The sequence below is a fragment of the Rubinisphaera italica genome, assembly GCF_007859715.1.
Lineage (GTDB): Bacteria > Planctomycetota > Planctomycetia > Planctomycetales > Planctomycetaceae > Rubinisphaera > Rubinisphaera italica.
In genome coordinates this window covers 5713848-5734562 of the sequence record NZ_SJPG01000001.1, presented here as the reverse complement: position 1 = coordinate 5734562, position 20715 = coordinate 5713848, and the positions used below count along the sequence as shown (strand labels likewise).

Annotated in this window: 13 protein-coding genes and 1 other RNA gene; 7 read left to right on the top strand and 7 right to left on the bottom strand. The window is 49.3% G+C overall.

The window, feature by feature from the left end; translation table 11 throughout:
- Positions 1 to 17: 17 nt before the first annotated feature.
- Complete coding sequence (gene folK, locus Pan54_RS21835) at positions 18 to 773, bottom strand: 2-amino-4-hydroxy-6-hydroxymethyldihydropteridine diphosphokinase (protein WP_165441919.1); 756 nt, start codon at positions 771 to 773, stop codon at positions 18 to 20.
- Between the two features lie 267 nt (positions 774 to 1040).
- Complete coding sequence (locus Pan54_RS21830) at positions 1041 to 2039, bottom strand: GDSL-type esterase/lipase family protein (protein WP_146505573.1); 999 nt, start codon at positions 2037 to 2039, stop codon at positions 1041 to 1043.
- Between the two features lie 257 nt (positions 2040 to 2296).
- Between Pan54_RS21830 and Pan54_RS21825 the strand changes: the two genes are divergently transcribed.
- The 5 genes from Pan54_RS21825 (at position 2297) to Pan54_RS21805 (ending at position 10622) form a co-directional block, all read left to right on the top strand.
- Positions 2297 to 4027 carry a type II secretion system protein GspK gene (locus Pan54_RS21825; protein WP_165441918.1) on the top strand — a complete coding sequence of 577 codons (1731 nt, stop codon included), beginning with the start codon at positions 2297 to 2299 and terminating at the stop codon, positions 4025 to 4027.
- A gap of 155 nt (positions 4028 to 4182) precedes the next feature.
- A complete protein-coding gene (locus Pan54_RS21820; RefSeq protein WP_146505571.1) occupies positions 4183 to 5733 on the top strand; it encodes a hypothetical protein in 1551 nt (516 codons plus the stop codon).
- Between the two features lie 2 nt (positions 5734 to 5735).
- Entirely contained in the window at positions 5736 to 7178 is a 1443-nt protein-coding gene (locus tag Pan54_RS21815) for a cadherin repeat domain-containing protein (protein ID WP_146505570.1), read from the top strand.
- Between the two features lie 440 nt (positions 7179 to 7618).
- On the top strand, positions 7619 to 10102 hold the full coding sequence (locus tag Pan54_RS21810) for a transglutaminase TgpA family protein (RefSeq protein WP_165441917.1): 2484 nt from the start codon (positions 7619 to 7621) through the stop codon (positions 10100 to 10102).
- A 136-nt stretch (positions 10103 to 10238) separates the two neighbouring features.
- The gene (locus Pan54_RS21805; protein ID WP_146505568.1) at positions 10239 to 10622 is read left to right on the top strand and encodes an STAS domain-containing protein; all 384 of its coding nucleotides are present in this window, start codon (positions 10239 to 10241) and stop codon (positions 10620 to 10622) included.
- A gap of 367 nt (positions 10623 to 10989) precedes the next feature.
- Here the strand turns inward: Pan54_RS21805 and Pan54_RS21800 are convergent, their stop codons facing one another.
- The 3 genes from Pan54_RS21800 to mutY form a co-directional block, all read right to left on the bottom strand.
- The gene (locus tag Pan54_RS21800; RefSeq protein WP_146505567.1) at positions 10990 to 11205 is read right to left on the bottom strand and encodes a hypothetical protein; all 216 of its coding nucleotides are present in this window, start codon (positions 11203 to 11205) and stop codon (positions 10990 to 10992) included.
- A 435-nt stretch (positions 11206 to 11640) separates the two neighbouring features.
- Positions 11641 to 13221 carry an SLC13 family permease gene (locus Pan54_RS21795; RefSeq protein WP_146505566.1) on the bottom strand — a complete coding sequence of 527 codons (1581 nt, stop codon included), beginning with the start codon at positions 13219 to 13221 and terminating at the stop codon, positions 11641 to 11643.
- Between the two features lie 117 nt (positions 13222 to 13338).
- Positions 13339 to 14517, bottom strand: coding sequence for an A/G-specific adenine glycosylase (gene mutY, locus Pan54_RS21790; RefSeq protein WP_146505565.1), 1179 nt, complete (start codon positions 14515 to 14517; stop codon positions 13339 to 13341).
- 211 nt (positions 14518 to 14728) lie between these two features.
- On the opposite strand from mutY, the gene ssrS reads away from it, so the two are divergent.
- A non-coding RNA gene (gene ssrS, locus Pan54_RS21785) (6S RNA) lies at positions 14729 to 14911 on the top strand.
- A gap of 174 nt (positions 14912 to 15085) precedes the next feature.
- Here the strand turns inward: ssrS and Pan54_RS21780 are convergent.
- Both Pan54_RS21780 and sppA read right to left on the bottom strand, forming a co-directional pair.
- Complete coding sequence (locus Pan54_RS21780) at positions 15086 to 17347, bottom strand: FAD-dependent oxidoreductase (protein WP_146505564.1); 2262 nt, start codon at positions 17345 to 17347, stop codon at positions 15086 to 15088.
- Between the two features lie 189 nt (positions 17348 to 17536).
- Positions 17537 to 19384, bottom strand: a complete 1848-nt coding sequence (sppA, locus tag Pan54_RS21775; RefSeq protein ID WP_242631395.1) for a signal peptide peptidase SppA — start codon at positions 19382 to 19384, stop codon at positions 17537 to 17539.
- A 292-nt stretch (positions 19385 to 19676) separates the two neighbouring features.
- Between sppA and Pan54_RS21770 the strand changes: the two genes are divergently transcribed.
- A complete protein-coding gene (locus Pan54_RS21770; RefSeq protein ID WP_146505562.1) occupies positions 19677 to 20672 on the top strand; it encodes a 3'(2'),5'-bisphosphate nucleotidase in 996 nt (331 codons plus the stop codon).
- Positions 20673 to 20715: the final 43 nt, after the last annotated feature.

Genomic DNA, 20715 nt, shown 5'->3' with positions numbered 1-20715 from the left:
GGGAATGTCGACTTATTTTATTCGGTAACTAAGCAGACCGGTTGATCTAAACCTGCATGAACGACATCGGCCATGGAAACTTCAAAAGTTCCGGGTAACTCCCATTCAAACAGTCCCCCAGACTCACGAATCCCTTCCTGTTCATTCGTCAGCAGTATCCAGGTTGCTGCAGATGAACTATTCCGATCTGAACTTAAGAGAAGTGTACTCGATGTTATTAACTCCAGTTGATGCATGCCGAACACATTCCTGAGCGTCTCTTGCAAAACCTGCTGACGAGATGTCTCCAGGCGGCTCAAGTCAACACAGAGCGGTCGGCTGAGTAAGCGTTGGCGCAATTCTGCAAATGTCTTCCCAAAGACGGGATTCACAAATTCTGCCGCGACATCGCATAATGGATCGAGTACAAAGCGTCGATACCAGCAGGCGGGATGCGGCAGGTTTAACCGCTCTGAGCGAAGAATGATCTGGTCGCAGAAAATCAGATCCAAATCGATTGTGCGTGGTCCCCAGTGAATTTCTCGTGTTCGCCCGGAGTCGGTTTCCAATTTCTGACAGACATCGAGCAACGCGATGGGTTGTAAGGAGGTCTCAATTAACGCAGTCGCATTCAGAAATCGATTTCCAGCTTTCTCCCCCACAGCAGTGGTCTCATATAACCGGCTCTGTTTGAGCACGGAAATGGAATCGTTGGCATCGAGTTGATGGAGCACCGTTTGAATGATTTGAGCGGTGTCCCCAAGATTCCCACCGAGAGCAATGCCAGCGATCACAGAGTGTCCTTTTCTGAATAATTGGCGACAAGCACATTGCAAATAAAATAAATAGCTGAGACGTCAACTGTCCCCTCTCCCTCTGGGAAAGGGTTAGGGTGAGGGGAAATCGGTGTCGATATGTACGACTACGTCGAAGGGATCCCCTCATCCGGCCTTCGGCCACCTTCTCCCCAAGGAGAAGCGAAGAAAACCGCTCCCCAAGGAGAAGGGAAGAAACTCGCTTCCCTCGTCGGAGAATCATGGATTTCAGGGCCAAAATTAGTTTTATCGAGCCCAGTTTTTCAGAACGTTGCTCGCCTCAGTCTGAAGCTTCTGATCCTGCTCCTCAATCAGCGGTTCGAATTCGAGAATTTCTTTGGCGTTCTGGCCTTGTTCGTGCTTGCGGAAGCCGCGGAGGTAGGTTTCGTTCTGCGGTCGGAAGCGATGAAAGAAGAGCTCGTTTTTCCAGAGAATCTTTTCATAAACGGGAGCCACCTGAGCAGCGAATTGAGAGTCCTGCAGAATTGATTCGTTACCTTTGAGGAATGATCTGCCCAGCGAATTGGCAAGGACCTCACCAGCTGCAATATAGCCCGCGTGATGTAGATGGACTCCGTTTTCGGTCAGCGAATCCAGCTTCAGTGTATTCTGAACCTGCTGCATTGACTCGAGCATGTCGACATACACATAGCCATTGCTTTCACACATCTGTTGAATGGCTTGTCCATATTTGTTGCGGGTTTCATTTTGTGCGTTCACAACCTCTGCGGAGCGGACCATCGGTTCCAGAGGAGTAGGTCCCAGGACGATAATGCGGCGATTCTCAGCGGAGAGATCTTTGAGCAGTTGTTCGTAATTCGTAATGAACTCTTTCAAACGATCTTCGCCATTGAAGGCGGCGTTTTGTCCATAATTTACGATTAGTACGGTCGGATTTGTCAGCTGCACATACTCAAGAATGTGCTTGTAACCCTGCTCGACAGGGCCGAAGTAGGCTCGCGATTCTCCGAGGACGTTATCACCCGACCAGCCCAGATTTCGTACCGTAATATTCGTTTCCGGGGCAGCCAGCCGAAGTGACATTTCGAGGACGCCCTGCGTATTTTCCCGTTCAATAAACGTGCTGCCGAGCATGACAACGCGATCACCTGGTTTGAGTTCCCACTTCGCTTGCAGATCAGCAGCTGAACCAGGTGTTGAATTGAGCAGGCCAAATGCCAGCAAACTCAAAAGGACACCTCTGCTGAAAACGGGCATGGCTTTTATTGGATTCAATGGAAACATGGACCAACTCCACTTTATTTAGACGCATAAAAAGATTCAGTCCTGACAGTATGTCGTTCTGAGTGAATGAGTTCAACAAATGGAGAGATATTGCATACGAACGGCTTACCAAAAATTTCGGCTATTTCAAACCTGATAATCCAAATATTACTCAAAGAGTGAGTCAGACAGGTTTCCAGTTTGACAAACATCCGGGTTTTGAACATTCTTGAGCGGTCCGTTTTCCGTTAATGTGGGTTCAATCTGATATGCATAGAATGAAATCAAATTGGGACTCCTCAGTCGAACGGCGGGGCTTTTTACTGGTGATTGTGATGGTCGTCATCGTGATGGCTTCGCTCACGTGCTATCAATTTGCTGATCGGATGACGACCGAACGACAGGTCGTCAACGTCTACAAGATGGAATCCCAAGCCCAGCAGGCAGCTGAGTCGGCAATCGATTATATGATGGCGATGTTGACGGACCCCGAAATGGACCTGTCCACGCTGCCGACTTTGCCAGCAGAGGATTATGCCTGGCAGATTATTCTTCCGGGCTCTCCCGATTTGGAATCTCCCAATGATTTGATGGCGGTCGTGCTCAGTCGGCAAAGCACTGTGCAATATGGCGAGCTGACATTCGGTTTCGCCTCCGAAGCCGGGAAGATCAATTTGAATGCTTTGGCGGAGCTGGATGTGCCGCTGGAGGATCAGCGGAATATGCTGATGTCCCTGCCGGAAATGACAGAAACTCTGGCCGATACGATTCTCGATTTCATCGACAAAGATGCCACGCCACGCGATTTCGGAACGGAATCGGACGATGGCGAAATAATCATTCGTAATGCCCCGCTGACCTCGCTCGATGAATTGCTGGTTATTCCCGAGATTACACCTTCTCTGATTTATGGAGAAGATACCAACCGCAACGGTCTCCTTGATTCTTCGGAAGATGATGGGGAACTTCGCGAACCATACGACGATGCCGATGGCGTTTTGACGCTCGGTTGGGAAGATTCTCTCACTCTCTGGAGTCGAGAAACAAATTTGCGACCGGATGGAACTCCGAAAATCAATCTCAATTCGGATGATCTGGTTCAACTGGAGGCCGATCTGACATCAGAATTTGGCAGTGATCTGGCAACTTTTGTGATCGCTTACCGACAGAATGGCCCCAAAAAGCAAAGCTCGACTAGCAGCGGTGGGAGCGGAAGCGGATCTGGAGGTTCTGGCAGTGGGAATGGTTCGATGAATTCTCAACCTGCACCGCAATCGGGAAGCGGGCGCACGCGGGGAGGAGGTTCGACAAATCAGCAGCAGACAACACCTGCCCCTGCTCCTGCCGCACCAACGAGTCAGCTCGATTCGCTGCTGCCTGACTGGAATCTTACAAAATTGTTTACTGTTCAAGCGATGCAGTCCTCACCGTCATCACAGAATGGGGGAGGGGCCTCGTCCGCAGGATCGAGTACTGGTTCCTCTTCAAATTCAGGCCAATATCAACTGCAGTCACCCTATGAATTAATCGGGGCCATCGTGGAAGATGATGGAGACGATCTGATCAGCCCGTGGCAGGTTGGAGATTTGACATTTCTCGCCCAAATGGAAGAATCCTTAACGATTAACGAAGGCGAGACACGGGATGGTCGGATTGATATGAACTATGCGACTTATGAATCGTTGGCCGGGTTACCAGAAATTTCGGATGCTTTGATAGATGAGATTCTCAGTGGGACCGGCAGTTGGGTTTCTCCAGCTGAACTTCTACAGAATGGTCAGATAGATGTAGCCGGTGTCGTCCAACTTGAACCGTTCCTGACGGCTCAAAGTCGAACTTATCGATTTATTGCCGCTGGCTTCTGGAAAACGGGTGGACCGGTTGTCAGAATTGAAGTGGTTCTCGATGTGGCGGGTGCGGCACCGGTCATTCTCCAGCATCGAAATCTGACAGCCACCGGGCCGGGATATCTTCCGGAAGAATTATCAGGGGGATTTGTTGGGGAATAACATTTGAGGCGCGCTAAGTCAGTCATGACTTGGGTTCATTCGAATGTCTTTCGATCATCTATTCTTTAAGCCCTCTGGAATTCAATCGCATAATAATCAAGACAATCCCCGTGCTATAACTGGCATAGCTCGCCAAAATCAGTTTGATACGCTTTATGAATAACCGTCACCTTGTCATTGAATGGGATTTGCCCCATGTCAGCCTTATGCTTGCTCGTCGAGAGGGAGCCAGCTGGGAGATTCTGCAGTGGCATCGCTGCGATTTGCCGGAGCATGTGGCCGAATCCAAGTCGCTGAGCAGGGATGCTGCCAGTTGGTTGCTGAGCGAGTGTCCGAGTTGGCTGCGGGAGTTGGAAACATCAGGCGAGACGACTTCGCTTTCGATCATCTTGCCGCGAGATCGAGTGACATTGCGAAAACTGGAATTGCCGCCCATTCCGGCGGAAGAATTGGCGGGTGTCGTGCCATTGCAAATGGCGAGCCAGCTTTCTGCTCGGATGGAAGATCTGGCAATTGATTTTCTTCCGCCGAATTCCTCAGGATCGGCAGAGAGTCAAACCGTGCTGGCGGCTGCGTTGCCGATGGATCAATTACGAACCTTGCAGGCATTGTCGGTACACTTACATTGTGAGCTGACATTTGTTGGCCTTTCCTCGCTCACCTTGCTGGAGGCGGTGCCGCATTTTACGAACAGCACTGCAGTCTCACATCGATCACTGCTCTGTGTTTATTCAGAGGAACGACTGGAAGCCTTATATTGTGAAGCGGGGCACTTGATCGGGGCTGGATTTCGACGACGGAATCGTGAATTACCATTCCAGGCGAAAGAAGCAGTTGCAGAAATTCGCAGATTGCTGGCTACTGAAACCGAGACGTCCAACCTTCCCATCCAGATTCTATCGTTGTCGAGTACAAGAAATGTGGGAGTCATCTCGGACGCCGAAAAGGCGTTAGGGATGACTGTTCAGCCTCTGGAAATAGAATCGACAAATTCGACCGTTCGTCTCAGTGAAAACTTTTCACTGACAATTTCTGAACTGTTTTCCCAAGGAGGATTACGTTCGATTGGAGCCCTGTTCGCTGGCCAGTCTCCGAAAGTCGATCAACTCAACCTGCAAATGCCTCGTCAGCTTCAGGAGCATAAGGATTACAAAAAAGCCTGGATTGTCGGAGGTGCAGCAGCTTGTGTCGGCGGATTGATCATCGCTTATCTGGCCTGGTGGGGACAGTTGGCAGGTCTGGATGAAAAAATCGAGCGGCTCAATTCCGAGATTGTCGAAGTCGACAAGTTCATGAAAGATCAGGGCAAAGTCGTAGAACAGGCAACCAAGCTCAAAGTCTATGAAGATCGTTCCTTTGACTTCGAGGCTCACTTCGAAAAGATCCTGGCGATCCTTCCTGTTCGCGATCAACTTCTGTTGACCGAGTGGCAAAGCCTGCCATTGTCGGGCGATTCTCATACCCGAATCACTGCCAGTGGATTAGCTCGATCTCGACAGAGTATTGAATCGTTTGCGGAAAAGCTGGCTCAGGATGGCTGGATTGTTCGTTCTCCGACGATTCGAGCCAATCCGGATCGTCAACCGTTCGGATATGAATTCGATCTCGATTTCGAAATCCCCGCACCGGCATCTGCCGTGAAATCTTCCAAACGAATTCGCGTCTCCCAGTCCGATAATTCTGATGTGACATGGGGGAGAAGCTGATTATGCAGACTCGTGAAAAAGTATTATTGATTGGACTGATTACCGTTGTACTCTTCTGGTGGGCTCGCCCTGTCCTGCTGCAGAGCTTTCTGGAACCACTGAACGAGCGAAAAGCCGATGTCGAGAGAATTGCAAATACTCTCGAACAAAAGCAACTCCAGCAAAATCTTGTGCTCGCCGCCACCAGAGAGATGACAAACTATCAGGAACAATCACTGCCAGCAGATCCTTACGATGCTCAACGAAGCTACACGGCCTGGTTGACTGATCAACTCGAAGCTGCAGGCTGGGCGAAGAATGAAGTGACACCTGGAAAAATCACCCGATTTGAAGATCTCGGTTCGAGCGTTCAAGTCCGCGTGGAAGGAGTTGCCACAGCGGCCAATCTTTCGGAGTTTCTGGCGAATTTCGATCACTCAGGAATGTTACACCGACTCGAACGATTGAGCATCGACAGCCGTTCGATCCAGCCAGGGGAACTCCTCGATATTTCCTTCACGGCTGAAGCCATTGCATTGAAAACCTCGAAGCGAAAGGATTTGGATACGGTTGCCTCCACCGATAATACGCCTGAAATCTGGTCCAATTTTGCCAGACGCAGTCCGTTTTCACTCCTGCCACCAGAAGTGGTGATGACCCCGGGAATCGATATTCCGACTCGCATTCAGGTTTATCCCGGCGATCTGTTACAGGAAATAATCAGTTGGTCGGGGTTTCCGGCTGAAGCAAAACTTTCTGTGTCTTTGACTGGAGACAAGCCCGCCGGACTCGAGTATGACGAGTCGGCTCGGGAACTCATCTGGCAAACACAAACCGACACACCGCTCAAAGAACATCTACTGGCGTTGACTGTTACCAATAATGATTCAGCGGTATCGATCCGCAAAGAATTTGTGATCGATGTCCGACTGCCGAATGCGACTCCAACCGTTCAGCAGCCTCCAACACAAAACGTATTTGCGGGAGGGATGTGGCAATATCAATTGCAGGCCACCGATCCCGACCAGCCGAACCAATCACTGAATTATCGAATCGAGGGCAGTCCTCCCGCGGGATTACAACTCGATTCACGATCTGGTCGATTGCAATGGTCACCTGCGGAAGATCAAGTTGGCCAGGATATCCGTCTGAATATCGTCGTAACCGATAACGGTTCGCCCTCGAAAGAAGCCCGGACATCCTTTAATCTCAGTGTGAAAGCAGATCTGGAACCGACGACTCAACTGGTGGGGTGCCTGCAGGTTGATGGAGAATGGACGGCCTGGTTTCGAGAAAAATCGTCACAGGATCGATTTCAATTGCAACTGGGCGATCGACTCGAGGTCAGTCGTTTTCAGGCTACCATCAGTCAGATCAATGTCGATCGGATTGTTCTTGAAAACGAGAACGGTCAGCAAGTCCTGCGTGTTGGCAAACTCCTGACTGAGCGTCAATCTGCTCAATAACGACGATCAGCAATTACTCTTATCCCGGATTGTTCATGACTGATCAGGAATTACTGATTCGTGTTCCAAGACAGTAAATGTTTTGCGTCTATTAAAATTCATCCTACGAATGTTGGGGAATGAGATTCTATACAAGCACGAAGCGCAAGCGAGTGTGATTAAGAATCATGTCGATTCACTCGCTTGCGCTTCGTGCTTGTATTCTCCATCAATAAATGTTCATCAAGTTCTGATCGCAGATTCGCAAATCTATCGATTAAACAGTAGTCAGCAAAGCCTCGGGACGTCTAAAATGAAAACGTAAAGAAGGTAGTCTTCCACTTTTTACGTTATTACCAATTTTGGCACGGCAACGCCCCAGAGAGCCGACCTGTAATATGATTGATCAGATCACACAAGTTTTTCGACTTAGCCTATATTTATTGCTTGGGCTCTCCTGCGTGACAATTGGACTGGCGGAGGGTCATTTGTATCCTCATCTGTTGACCATTCCATTAATTGTGCTGGCCTACTGGTATCTCGATGATAATCCTCCGCTGAAAATCGACAGCGCGTTTACGAGTCTGTTTGGGATTGCGGCCTTGCTGATTGCAATGTGGGAATTCCAGCAAGGACGAGTGAATGTCGAGATGAGGATTTTATCCGCCTCCCACCTGCTGGCTTATTTTACCTGGATTGTTTTGATCCTCGAAAAACAGTCTCAGCAATACTGGTGGCTGCTGGCACTGGCGATTTTAAATATGGCCGTCTCGGCCAGTTTGACGACCTCTGCGGCTTTGGGGTTATCAGTCCTTCTTTTTCTGTTTCTGGCGGTCTGGACGCTGGCAATCTTCACCGCTTATCGCGGAACGGTCCACATTCGTGATTCCCGATCCACTTCAACCATAAAAACTAATAAGCAGCCAGAGACCTCACCTGCGCCTGTAAAAGCTAAAAAGTCTGTGACAGCCGTCGCAAATGCCATTCCGCTTGTCAGTCAGGTTCGTGGCGGGTTTCATTTTGATCCTTCCGATAACTGGCTCGGCTATCGGCTGATTGCATCTGTCGGCTATATAACGATCGCTTCGGTTGCGGTTGGATTAGCCATTTTCATGATCACGCCCCGTATCTGGATTGGCAACTGGACTCTTCCCTCAGGTCAGGACGAGCCATATTCATTACCTTCATTTGGCAAAAGTGTTTCCGGGTTCACATCCGAAGTGCAACTTGGAGATATTGGAGAAATCCTCTCGAATCCAACTCCTGTCCTTTATATGAAATTCAATGACTACAATTCCAAAGCCCCTCTGAACAATACAGAAGTCATGCAAAGGCTTCATATCGAAGATTTACTATTTCGGGGTGCGGTTTTATCGGACTACGTCAGTGGTCGCTGGTCTCAATCGAGTTCAAACTCAACCACGTATTCGATGAAGCGTGGTAATTTTAGAGACTCGACCAATGCGATTCGTTTTCGGTACGAACTCGAGCCTGTCGGTCGAGACATCTTATTCATGCAAATGCCGGTTTCGGGGGCTCAAATTCTGTCCGAGTCGTTTGAAAATAAAACACTCCAGCAGCATCCTCTAAGTCAGGTTGTCACTGTCACACAAGGAAGAAGGAGTGCAGAAACCAGTACCATTCAGTATGAAGCGACGACAATCCCCTCGCTGGAGAAATCGGAATCCGGGTTTCCTGAATATGAACTGGCATCCAGATGGTTTTGGCCGCAGAGTTTACAGACGATTTCTCAATCCCTCGAAGCCTCCTATCAGGCTGATGATACCGATTTGCACAGAGCTCGAACCGACTTTAAATCGACAACAGTCGATCGCAGGTCTGAGTCAAATCTCACCATTTTGGACAGTTATATTCGGAATCTATTGAATCTGAATCGTGAGCAGCTCCCCGGACTGGTCGAATTGACTGAAAAACTGTGTGCACCAGTCGATGACAAACCTCTCACTCCAGTGGAACGTGTCCAAAAACTCCATTACTACCTGCGTGATTCCGGGGAGTTCAGTTATACATTAGATTTGACGGTCACCGATCCGACTCTCGATCCAGTCGAAGACTTTCTTCTGGTCAGAAAAAGTGGTCACTGTGAATACTTTGCTTCGGCTTTAACACTGATGTTAAGGGCCGCGGGAATTCCGTCCCGCATGATCACCGGGTTTCGTACGGGACGCTGGGTTGAAGATACAAAGACCCTGGTCATCGAACAAAGACATGCCCATGCCTGGGTCGAAGCATTTGTCGATGGAAAGTGGCTGATCCTGGACCCGACAACCTATCACGATGATGAAGAGAATTATCAAGTTCAATTCAGTGCTTATTCATGGGCTGCAATTCGTGCCCAATTGGTTGGCTTCTGGCAGAATTATGTCCTCGGGGTGAGCCTGGCTGGTCAACAGCAGCGACTCTACGACCCTCTCCGCAAAACCACCGCGAATGCCTACAACGCTATTATGCAAAGTGGTGAAGAGTATCAGAATAAAATCATCCCTGAATCAAGGACTCGCTATTCTCTCTATAATCGCTTTCTGATGTTTATTGCGACAGTCTTCCCGATATTGATCATCGTTGGGGTTGTCGCCTTTTTGCTGTTTCGACAACGACTGCGGAATTTTCTCGACTGGTTATTGCCCAAACGCCGGGCTGCCCGCCGTCGCCAGATGATGGTTTTCTTTCGCAAGTTTCTGGAGGTTTCCGCAAAGCATGGATTACAGAAAAAACCCGAGCAAACTGCCCTCGAATTTGCCCGAATCTTTCAAAAGAAATTTCAGTCTCAACTGATCAATACGCCCCTTTATCAAGTACCGCTTGCGGTGACGCAAGCTTATTATCAGGCAAGATTCCGTGGGGATCCTCTGACCGAAGAGGAGATCGTCAACTGGGAAGCACAAATTCAAAGTCTTCATCAAAGACTCAGTACTTCACATTGACCCGCGGCCTGAACTTCATCATGCTGATATTGAATACTGGGAAGAGCGTAGTGCTCTCGATTTGCGAGAGATCTGAGGCTCCCCTGAGCACGACCGTCCGTTCCTGAGAAGCGCCTGACCTGGATACGTGATCGAGATGACAAATAACACCAAGTCTATTGAACTTACCCAACAAAAAGGGATTACGATTCTCACTCCGATGGGAGATACTCTGAGTTATCGGGATATCGATGTACAGCGGGAAGGGTTGGAAATCAATAGCCAGCTCAAATCGACAGAAGCACAAATGGTAATCGTCGACATGAGTCGGTCGAATTATTTCGGGAGTCTAATGATCGGCGTGATTAACAGTTTTGGACAAACAGTCAAACAGCGAAATGGGCAGATGTTTCTCTGCGGAGCTTCTGACGAGATGCAGGCCGTCCTGAAAGTGATGAAGCTCGAATCTCTCTGGCCTCATTTCCCGAAATTGGCGGATGCACTCAAAGTTGCCAGAGCCTGGAAAGCGAACCCAAACTGAATTTGGATCGACTCAAGCCGATAGTCGGCGATCATCAGAAGTTGTCTGGAGCCATGGGCTACGGACTGAAGTCTGGGAGTTCTTATGAACTGCTGTTGCAGTCCGACTCACATGTTGTGGTGAAATTTTTCGATGGAGAAGAACCTGAAGGTTTCGCCTGAATGCGAGAGCCATCGAATCAAACTCGGGCTCCATCGTTTGAAAAATAATACGCGATTGCCAAAATCCAGCCTTTCTGAAAAGGCTTCGCAATAAGACAGTTATGAATCGGTCTTATCATTGTTCAGGATCACTTCCTGAACCCCGAACGCAAGCGTCGAAGGTATGCTTTCGACACTTTAAACACATGCCAGATTGTGTTCAAATATTATTCTTCGTGATAATCCACGAGGATAAGATTGGATTTTGGCAAAGAAGATTGCTGATTGGATTGCATATCTAATTCTCTGGAAGCATTATTGATGCGTCCCCAGACGGCATCTTCTCCTGCATCATAGCCCTGCTCAAAGCCGGCGAGCCATAAGTTTGTGCCACCCCAGGTAGCTGCTGTTATAACGGCGATCATCGTGAAGGTACGCTTCATGCCTATCCCCCCTTGTTTTGGAGGTGAAGCCTATCAAATTCACGTCTTTACAGAGCCTGCGAGTGCACCCGGCTACTGGTAAGACGAGTTGTCTGCATTCATTTCCGAGGCATTCAACCCGAATAGCTTCCTGCCATTCAGTCATTCGAATCGGCAATTTGGATCAGCTGGTAAATTTCTTATCGACACAATTGTTAACCAACTTTTAACACTTGTGTTAATAATATCTTAACAATGGCTGATCTCAGGGCAATACGAAGCTTAGAAAATTAACATTTCACAAATTCGAGGGAAATACCTGCAATTTTACAACCGAAAAATTCATTTCCATACAAACACGAAGCGCAAGCGAGTGTGTCTGATTAACTCGATCGCACACTCGCTTGCGCTTCGTGTTTGTAGTAACCGATCCTGATACTCAAGAGTCTGCGATTATTACGAGACGTGAACCACACGGACGACCCACAGCATGGTCATGACAGTGACGACGAGAATTCCCAACAGGTTGAGCAGGAAGCCGGTTTTCATCATGTCCCAGACGCTCAGCTTATTCGAGCTGAAGACAATCGCATTTGGAGGCGTGGCGATGGGCAACATGAAGGCACAACTGGCGGCGATTGTCGCAGGCAGCATTAAAAATCTCGGATCCAGACTCAACGCCAGAGCCGTCTTTTCCAGAATCGGAAGCAGTGTCGAAATCGTTGCTGTGTTAGAAGTGAATTCCGTCAGAAAAATCACCAGCGTCGTCACACTGGCGACTTGGAGTGACGAAGACATCGTTGACATTTTCTGGCCCAGCATTTCTCCCAGCCAACTGGAAAGTCCTGTCGAAGAGCAGGCATCGGCAATTGCAAAGCCTCCCCCAAACAGGAGCAGAATACCCCAGGGCAATTTTTGCTCCAGGAGTTCCCAGTTCATTAAATACTGATTTGTCTCTGTTTCTTCATCTCGTACGGGAACCAGAAACATGACGATCATCATCAGCAAGCCAGCGGTCGAATCGTGGAGCAGTCCTTTGTAATTGAAGCCGGGGACATAGGAATCCAGCAGTGCGGAAAGTCCATCTTCCCAACCGACGAGCCTGAAGCTTCCAATATCCAGACTGACCCGTGTCATCCACAGGCAGGCAACGAGCAGGAAGACAATCATCATTCGGAATTCGCCAACCGACATTCGCCCCAATGCCAGATATTGATCACGAATTTCATTTCGAGCCGCATGTCCGAAAGTCAGCCCCCGCCAGATCGGCAGGCATAGCACAAACCAAACGCCAATAAACATCAACACCGACATTGGAAAGAACATGAGAAACCACTGTCCCAGCGAAACCGAATACTTCTGCAGTTCCTCGGCAGTCGCACCAGTGGACGACCAGTAACCGGCATACACACCATTAGTAGGCGTACCGATGAGCGTCGACATCCCTCCGATACTCGATGAATACGCAATCCCCAACAACAACGCCACCGCAAACCGCTTCGTCATAATAGCCTGCTTGTGTTGATCATCTTCCTGCACATTTAAAGAGGCCAGAACCGCCAGAGCGATCGGCAGCATCAACAATGCTGAAGCAGTATTACTGATCCACATCGACATCAGAGCATTTCCGAGCATAAAGCCCAGCACGACTCGTTTTGGTCCCGTTCCCAGTACAGACAGAACCCACAAGGCCAGTCGTCGATGCAATCCCCAGCGTTCCACGCCAATGGCAATCGCGAAGCCAGAAAAGTAGAGCAGGATCGTTGAATTCATATACGACTTACTGACTTCGCCAGCCGACTGAATCCCCAGAAACGGGAAAGCGACCAGCGGAATCAAACTCGTCACCGCCAGCGGGATCGACTGCGTGCACCAGAGAATGGCCATCAACGCGACAACCCCGGCCAGTCGTTGTCCCTCGGCATTAAGTTCTGAGGGCGAGGGTGAGAGCACGATACCAAGAAACAGAATCAGCGAAATAAACACAATTCCCCAGCGATAGGAAAGCGATTGATCATCGAGTGTCGAATCCGTCATGAAGAAGTGCTTTCGTCGAAGTGAAATACAGAGTTGGATCAATATTCTGGCATATGGTCAGGCAATCGCAACCGTAATACTCTCATTAAGAGTCGATTCCATCTGCTGATTTGCCATTCACTCTGAAGCGATCAGACTCTCGGCAAATTTGCGGCCTGTTTTTGAGAGCGGATATTCAGCCAGTTCAGATTTCGAAACCCAGCGAGCAGAAGTGGAAATTGTTTTCACCGATCCCTTCACATACTCGCCTGCAAAGCACATTAACGAAATTCGATAGCGAGTGACGCCGTGACGGATTGAGAGCCGAAAGTCTGTCAACTTTGCATTCAACTGATAGCGATCTGCAAGCAACTGTTCGATGCGAGCAAACTCGCGAGCATATAACTCCGTATCCTCAAACAATCCGCTCGATGTTGTGTCACACTTATTACGAACGGTTTGAAGAGTAGCCGGGAAATCATTCTGCTCCCAGCGGACAAAATCCCACAATCCGGCCCAGCGTTCTCCCTCCGCATATTGCTGTAACAAATACTTGCTGCCTTTTTTCAACGCGACGCATAAGTGGACCACATCTGTCAGTTCCGTTTTCATTTTCGGCCGGGGAATTTCCACCTGACGCCCCTGTTGAAATGCCAGACAGAATTTTGAGATGGGGCAGGCACCACAGGCCGGATCGACCGGTTTGCAAATTTGGCTACCAAGTTCCATCAATGCCTGATTGAATTCTCCGGGATCGCGTTGAGGAACAATTTCTTCCGCGAAGTTCCACAACTGTTTTTGAGCCAATGTAGTTTGCAGAGAATCTTCATAAGCAAGTAAGCGGGCATACAGCCGTTGCGTATTGGCCTCGACAATGGGGGCAGGGCGGTTGAAGGCGAAAGAGGAAATTGCCCCGGCTGTGTAGCGCCCGATCCCCGGCAGCTTCTGCAAATCATCAGCTGACTGCGGAAAGTCACTACTGAATTCCTGGGCAATCAACTTAGCCGTTTTATGAATGTTTCGCGCCCTCGAGTAATATCCCAGTCCTTCCCACAATTTGAGTACGTGAGATTCAGGAGCCACTGCCAGTTCATGAACGCTCGGAAACTGGTTCAGGAATCGTTCGTAATAGGGAATAACAGCCGCAACGGTCGTTTGTTGCAGCATGATTTCGCTCAGCCAGATGCGATAAGCATCTGAGGTCTTCCGCCAGGGCAAATCACGTTTTGAAACTTTGTACCAGCGTTTCAACTTCGCGCGAAATGATTTGAGATCCGCTTTGTCAAAGTGAGGAGAATCAGCAGTCGAGTTCGTCACAATTTCAATTTATTCCCTTTAATCCAAGTCATACAAGCACGAAGCGCGAGCGAGTGTGTTTTAGTACGCATGGACTCACTCGCTCGCGCTTCGTGCTTGTAACAATACTTAGCAATTGAGAAGGTAGCAAGCTATTGAATTGACCAGCCACAATGTTTTCAAAATGGGACTTGTATCCCGAACCGGGATGAGTAATATGTGAGCAGAGAACAAGTCTCTGCCCTGTGCGACACCGGACCTTAATTTGTTGGCCCTACAAGTTCTCCCGCGGGAACTTTTGAGTTCGGGCAACCGTGTCACCATCAGCGTGAACCACGAGACCCCGAGCCGGGATTCCCACTTTTTGAATGCGGGTTCAGAACAAATTTCGTTCGAACGGCAGGGCGGTGACTTTTCTTTTTTTAATCAGTACAAGCACGAAGCGCAAGCGAGTGTGTTCACTTTTGGACTACACACTCGCTTGCGCTTCGTGCTTGTAGAGTTGAAGAAACACTGCTGGGCAAGCCAGCAGTTGCCCACGTTAAACGACATTTAACGGCAGAGAGTATTGCCGCTTTTGATCGCGCAATCACTCGGCTGGTACGAGCCAGATGGCATCAATGTGACAGTTGCCATCGACTTGAGTCGCATCGACATGCACTTCGTAATCGGTTCCCGCTTTGAACTGATATTTGCCCAATGAAACAAAGTTCGGCTTGATGTCAGCTGCTTTTCTTTGATTCAAAGTGACATTGGAAGAGCCTTCTGCATGTGTCACGGAAACGCGGGTATTAGTCGCCCGATTTTCATGAGCACCTGTTGCAAATCGAACTTCGTATTCGCCATCTTTTTCAACACGGAATGGGAAAGTGGCCGTGCCGCCACGTCCGTAGCGATAACCGGCTTCCAGGAACGGTTTTAAACCAGTTCCGCCGGTCCAGCTTCCTGTCACCTTGGCCTTCATGTCATCTACGACCAAACCTTTGAGCGTAGAAGCCGGGACGTAGTCGTATTCCATTTCTGGAACCGTGTCCCCTTCTCGCGTGTAGAATTCGCCATCAACATTATCCCGACGCACAACTCCGGGCTTACGAGCCAGGTCTTTCAAATAGTCCAGATACGATGTGTAAATATCGCGTGGGTTACAGCCGAATTTCACACACAGCGAAGCCGCTTTGCCGACAACTTCGCCCATCATGCCGCAGGTTCGCATTACTCGTGTTGTTCCCAGAGCTTCATGTGTGACACTGATACATCGACCAGCCATGAACAGATTGGGCACATCCCGCGAATAGAAACAGCGATACGGAATCGGATATCCATACTGGCGATCAACTCCCTTGCCATGCTCGGCTACGCTGATGAAGGGATTGTCAGGATACTTCCGCATATATTGCCGCTTGGGATAATGCAGATCGATCGACCAGGTACTCGGCACCATACCATCGGGAAACTGTTTCTTGGAAACGATGTCTTCCTCAGTCAGGATGACATCGCCCAGCAACCGACGCGACTCGCGTGGTCCACCGATGTAAGCCAGCCAGGTCAAATGGGCATTCTTGTGTTTGTCTGCTCCGTCTTTATTTTTCATCGCATTCCACGCCCCATAAACGGCTCGCAGATTCCAGTCGCGAATCGATTCGAGATCCTTAATCGAATCTTTCTCAAAACCACTTTCCCAGAACCACTGACCGTGAAAGTCGCGGGGATAGGGAAAATCGTTCATAGTCAAATCGAGAGCCCAGGGAGTTTTCGGAAACGATTGCGGAGAATCAGCTTCTGCCCAGGCCCACATGTTACTCATGCCCATGCGCACGCCATCGTGAATGTCGTAATCGGCATCGGCTAGATAGCCAATCGTGCCATGGCCGGTGCAATCGGCAAATAGAGTCCCGCTGAAACGACGTATTTCGGACGTCCGCGTATCAAACGCATACACGGCTGCGATGCGATCATCGTCCATGTCGACTTTGTAGGCATGATGATTCAAAAACAGAGAGATATTCGGTTCTGCCCGAACAATCCGTTCCTTTTTTTCATCTTCGAATTCCTCGTAGGTTCCAGGCGATTTTGTCGCGTGATCGGAGATCTCATCGACAATTTCTCCAATGTGCGGAAACTCACCACGCCGGACCAACCCTTGTGCCCAGACACGAACTTCAGAACTACCGTTTCCGCCAAGTACGGGACGATTCTGAATCAAAGCAACTTTGATTCCCATGCGAGCAGCCGAGATGGCTGTTCCCATTCCAGAGTAACCACCACCGATAACGACCAGATCGTAAGGGCCATCTTCAATCGGTTCTTCAGAGAGACCAAGTTCCGTTTTTCGCCAGCTGGAAAGAATTTTTGCTTCTGCTGGAGGAGTCGAGTCATCGGTTGTGAACCAGATTGCATCGCAACGACCATCGAAGCCTGTCAAATCGTGCAGACTGATTTCCGTTTCTGGCTTTGTGATTTCAACTGTTCCGCCAGGCTGCCAGCTCCATTGGGAAGACTGTGTCCCGAAAATGGGATCCAGGGTTTTACCACCAACGGAAACCTGAAACTGCCCCGGTGGTTCCCCCGGGGCATTCCACTGTTTGACCCAGTCCTTGGTTCTCACGAACACCTGATAGGTGCCTGTAGTCGGGAATTTGACAGTGGTCTTCGCATCCTCGACCGGCTTTCCCATCCCATGTGCAAGCAGATAGGGTGAGCCCATCAGCTCGATGAACTGGGTATCGAGTTTCCAGCCACCGTGGTTGTCGAACGATTCAGTTTCCACGAGTAAAGATTCAGCGGAGGCTGAAGCTGGCATGAGCAATGCACTGATTGTCAGGCAAAGACTAATTGTCAAAAGAGAACGCATTTAAATTGTTCCTGTATTAATTATAAACTCAGTACTTCTGGGAGTTGTGCTTCGCTGCGACCTCAGCCACCCAGAATACTCTCTTGTTCCCAAGGAGGACCTTGGAAACAAGTTGAAAGTACGCCCAAGGGCCCCCCTCATCCGGCCTTTGGCCACCTTCTCCCTCAGGGAGAAGGTGATCGTCACTATTTATTCAAACTTCAAATCAAACGGCATCAACAGCAGACGGGGCTCTGTCTTGGACAGATTGTCGATCATCAGGGCTCGCTTGAGTTGAGCAGTCATTTCCACAGGAAGAACACCTTCCACCAATTCGGCTGCAGAGGCCTGCTGCATGCGGGTGTCAATCGGCCCGAATAATTGTTCGAACGGGCTGGTTGGTTTTGGCAGCAGTAGTCGTTCAACTTTGTTGTTCCCTTTGAGGTCAGCCAGTTCTTTGGCTTTTTCGACTGCCTGATCGAGCGTGCCGATTTCATCGACCAGTCCATTTTCCACGGCGACTTCACCCGTATAAATTCGTCCGCCACCAAGTTCTTTAAGACGCTCAACTTTCATGTCACGACCCTCAGCCGCTTTCGTGACGAACAACTCGTAAATATCGTTCATCATTTTCTGCATCGCTTTGCGTTCACTGTCGTTGAACGGTTGCATCGCACTCAACGCCCCCGAGTTATCTCCCCGAGTGACATAAGAGGTCGTGATCCCAATTTTTTCAAATAGTCCTTCGAGTGCCAGTTTGCCGCCAACAACGCCAATAGACCCAGTCACAGTACCGGGTTCAGCATAAATATAGTTGGCTCCCATCGAAATGTAATATCCGCCACTGGCAGCGACATCTCCCATGCTCACGACAATCGGTTTGTCAACCTGTTCCAGAGCACGCCAGATCAAGTCGCTTGCTAAAGCACTTCCGCCAGGACTGTTCACTCGCAGCACAATCGCTTTCACACGATCATTCTCAGCGGCTTCGCGAATGGTTTCGATCATCGTATCGGAACCAATGCCATCTCCACCGAATAATCCCCCAGAGCCACGGCCCGACATGATCGCACCGGTTGCATAAATGACGGCAATCTGAGGTTCAACAGACTTCTTACTGCGAGGCTCAACGCCCATCATCAGATTCATCATCTTCATCATGCCGGTGAAACCATCAAAATTCACATCGACTTTTTCTTTGCCGTATTTTTTGGCCAGCTTGAAGGTCGCATCGTCCTCGTTTTCCAAGGCGATTTCTTCGAGCTGATCTGAATAATACAGACCATCGATCAGTCCGGCTTCAAGGGCAGAGGCAGCCGTGTGTGGGCCGGTATTGATGGCGGCTTCGACTTCTTTTTCCGTCATATTCCGTGAATCTGCAATCATCTTAATCAGCATTGCATACTGACCATCGAGCAGTTCGCTGATTTCCTCGCGGAATTCCGGACTCATTTCGGTACGTGTGTAAGGCTCGGCTGCGGCTTTGTATTTGCCGACGCGGAGAATATCGGCTTCAATATCGAGTCTGTCGAACAGGTTTTTATAGAAGCTGACCTCGGCTCGCATACCAGTCATCAGCAGCATGCCCGGTTCGGGCTGATAAATTTTATCGCAGGCGGTCGCGATCAGATAATCGGGAGTGAGTGCGGTTTCGAGCATCGCATACACAGGTTTGCCCTGCTTGCGAATCGCTTTGATTTTCGTGTGCAGTTCGTAAACCGTCCCCATGCCCACGAGGGGATTATTGATTTTCAGAACAATCGCATCGACTTCATCATCTTCGATGGCTCGATCGAGTCGATCGAAAATCCGGTTCACCGATTCGCTGATCTCGCCAAACAAACCGGGCAGCGAAGGCCCTTCCGGCAGCATGCCCGAGAGTTCAATTTCCGCCCATTTGATCTCAGTTTGCTCTGATTCAGCTTTCTCCGAACTTTTCTCTTTTTCAGCCACAGCTGTCGCACTACTGGAACGACGACTGCTCTGAGCCTGAACCAGTTCGACTGATCCGAAAATCAACAACAGACAAATTAGAGACGACAATCGATTCAATATCATGGAAACTTCCTTGAAAATTTGAAGTGCCTCATCAAGGTCCATCTTAGACGATGAGGCATTAAGTTTTGTGTACCGTGGAACGCATCAATTACAGCCAATCTTACCCAGCTTAAAAGCTGATGGTCAAATCAGAAGTCAAATTGACTCTCAAATTCTAAGGAACGGGTCATTTTCCCCGAAGAATCAGGCATTCCCGAAGTGTACGAAAGACATTTGCCAGTCACTGGATTATAGTACTGCTGATTTTATTAATCATTTACATGCAGTCAGGCTTGAGAGTTGAGGAGTTAGGATGTCAGCAGATTATTCACGCGAATTGGAATTTGCGTTGCGAGCCGTGTCCCATGCGTCGGAATTGTGTTGCTCCGTCAACGGGAAAATTTCTCCCGATGTGTTGGAAAAAAGCGATAAAAGCCCAGTCACAATTGCCGACTTCGGTTCACAGGCATTAGTCAGTCGCATTCTGGAAGAAGCATTTCCCGATGATCCCATTATCGGCGAAGAAGATGCTTCCGAATTGAAGCAGCCGGACCAGATGAACTTCCTGAACGCCATTCATGCAGAAATGGCTGTGTTGGGATTGCATCCGACAAGCGAGCAGATCTTTCATTGGATTGATCGCTGCTCACAAAAAGAATATTGCGATCGTTTCTGGACGCTCGACCCGATCGATGGCACCAAAGGATTTCTCCGCAAGGGACAATACGCAATTTCACTGGCGTTGATCGTCAATGGTGAAGTGACCGTTGCCGCTGTCGGCTGTCCTAATCTGGGTTCCACCGTGGATGATGTCCCGGAATCGATTCAGGGCGAAGTTTTTTCAGCCATTCGCGGGCAAGGGGCGACTGCTCGCCCGATAGCGTCATTAAGGAATCCGGAATCGATTAAAGTCAGTTCAAGAACCGCGACCTCTGAAATGGTCTTGTGTGAATCGGTCGAATCGGGACACAGTTCACACTCTCACTCAGCTCAAGTCGCTGAACGCCTCCAAATCTCAGCAGACCCTGTGCGGCTCGACAGCCAGGCAAAATACTGTGTCGTTGCCCGGGGAGAAGCCGATATTTATCTGCGACTTCCAACTCGCCCCGGCTATCAGGAGAAAATCTGGGATCATGCCGGGGGCGTACTGGTGGTTGAAGAAGCGGGCGGAACCGTGACAGACGTCACAGGCAAGCCACTCGATTTTCGCCAGGGTTCCGAACTGAGTAACAATCGCGGTGTGGTTGTCTCCAACGGTGCCTGTCACGATCAGATTATTGAAGCACTCAAAGCGGTCGGCGTTTCCTGAGCGGTAACTTTATTACTTTAACTTGTTCCCAAGGTCTCCCTTG

Excerpts from the sequence above, each read along its gene's own strand:
- Pan54_RS21830 (WP_146505573.1), bottom strand. The coding sequence starts at position 2,039 with ATGTTTCCATTGAATCCAATAAAAGCCATGCCCGTTTTCAGCAGAGGT.
- Pan54_RS21825 (WP_165441918.1), top strand. The coding sequence starts at position 2,297 with ATGAAATCAAATTGGGACTCCTCAGTCGAACGGCGGGGCTTTTTACTG.
- Pan54_RS21820 (WP_146505571.1), top strand. The coding sequence starts at position 4,183 with ATGAATAACCGTCACCTTGTCATTGAATGGGATTTGCCCCATGTCAGC.
- Pan54_RS21815 (WP_146505570.1), top strand. The coding sequence starts at position 5,736 with ATGCAGACTCGTGAAAAAGTATTATTGATTGGACTGATTACCGTTGTA.
- Pan54_RS21805 (WP_146505568.1), top strand. The coding sequence starts at position 10,239 with ATGACAAATAACACCAAGTCTATTGAACTTACCCAACAAAAAGGGATT.
- Pan54_RS21800 (WP_146505567.1), bottom strand. The coding sequence starts at position 11,205 with ATGAAGCGTACCTTCACGATGATCGCCGTTATAACAGCAGCTACCTGG.
- Pan54_RS21795 (WP_146505566.1), bottom strand. The coding sequence starts at position 13,221 with ATGACGGATTCGACACTCGATGATCAATCGCTTTCCTATCGCTGGGGA.
- Pan54_RS21780 (WP_146505564.1), bottom strand. The coding sequence starts at position 17,347 with ATGCGTTCTCTTTTGACAATTAGTCTTTGCCTGACAATCAGTGCATTG.
- sppA (WP_242631395.1), bottom strand. The coding sequence starts at position 19,384 with ATGATATTGAATCGATTGTCGTCTCTAATTTGTCTGTTGTTGATTTTC.
- Pan54_RS21770 (WP_146505562.1), top strand. The coding sequence starts at position 19,677 with ATGTCAGCAGATTATTCACGCGAATTGGAATTTGCGTTGCGAGCCGTG.